Source organism: Pseudonocardia sp. DxW, from assembly GCF_058448985.1.
Window position 1 is genome coordinate 1 of the sequence record NZ_JBZFLK010000078.1, and the last position, 1,072, is coordinate 1,072.

Annotated in this window: 2 protein-coding genes; both read right to left on the minus strand. The window is 67.6% G+C overall.

Annotated features, from left to right (window positions below; all coding sequences use genetic code 11):
• Positions 1 to 94: 94 nt before the first annotated feature.
• The gene (locus ACVJO7_RS34025) at positions 95 to 691 is read right to left on the minus strand and encodes an MFS transporter (RefSeq protein WP_491676372.1); all 597 of its coding nucleotides are present in this window, start codon (positions 689 to 691) and stop codon (positions 95 to 97) included.
• Positions 692 to 812: 121 nt separating this feature from the next.
• Complete coding sequence (locus ACVJO7_RS34030; RefSeq protein WP_491676373.1) at positions 813 to 953, minus strand: hypothetical protein; 141 nt, start codon at positions 951 to 953, stop codon at positions 813 to 815.
• Positions 954 to 1,072: the final 119 nt, after the last annotated feature.

Below are 1,072 nucleotides of genomic sequence, written 5' to 3' on the forward strand. Positions count from 1 at the left end.
CCGCCTCCACGTCACCGGAGCCGGCGTCCACGACATGCCCGCTCGTCAATGATCAACTGAGGACGTTCGGTCAAGCGTCACCTGAGACCACACATCAGCACGAGGATGCGGCGCACGGGCGGCCTGCGACGTCGGTACGCACGGGGGGTGGTTCGACGTGCGGCACCCAGTAAGCGTTGAGAGCAGTTGCACAGATGGCGAGTACTGCAATTGCGGCCCACAACCAGCGCCAGGACAGCCAGGTCGAGACGGCGAGAGCGAGCGGTCCGACCGCGAGCAGCCCTGCAGCGGCGCCGGTAGTGATCCACGCGAGTAGATGCGGGCGATCCTCGGGGCGCGCGACCTGACCGGCGATGTCCGAGTAGGGGGCCCACACCCAGCCAGCGGCACTACCTGCGAGCAGGGCTCCGACCCCGAGAACGGATGCTGTGGGGGCGGTCGAGACGATGACGCAGCCGATCGCGGCGCTGAGGCCGCCGAGCATCGTGGTAGCTCGTGGGCCGACACGTGCGGACACCGGATTCGAGAGCAGCAGCGCGAGGAGGAAGCCCAGGAACGTCCCGCTGGCGATCAACCCAAGCGCGATGTCGGAGAGGCCGAGGTCCGCGCGGACGGCTGGCAGAGTGAGGCCGTAGGCGTAGCGCGCCATGCCGAACGTCACCGCCATCAGCAGGCCACCGGCGATTCCCACAGGCAAGACCGTCCGACCCGTGTGCGCGCCTCCGACAGTCACGATCGAACCGTGGCACCGATCCCGTCCTCGACGCATCCGACTTCTCTTATGCCAGTGTCCCTCTGTGGCCCGGCGACTCTCACCGGTCCGAGATGGGGAAGATGTCGTCCATCGCCGTCGCGCCGTGCTCCAGCACCGGCCGGAGCTGCTGCCGGTAGACGGCCTCGGTGATGGCCGTCCCGCTGTGCCCGACCAGCCTGGAGATGTGCTCCAACGGCATTCTGACTCGCCCTGGGTTCGGTGGAGGCTCTTGACCTTGGAAACGAGGATGGAGCCATGCCGAGAGAGCAGTCGCCGGGCAAGCCGACAACGCGTCGCTACTCCGAGGAGGAGAAGGCT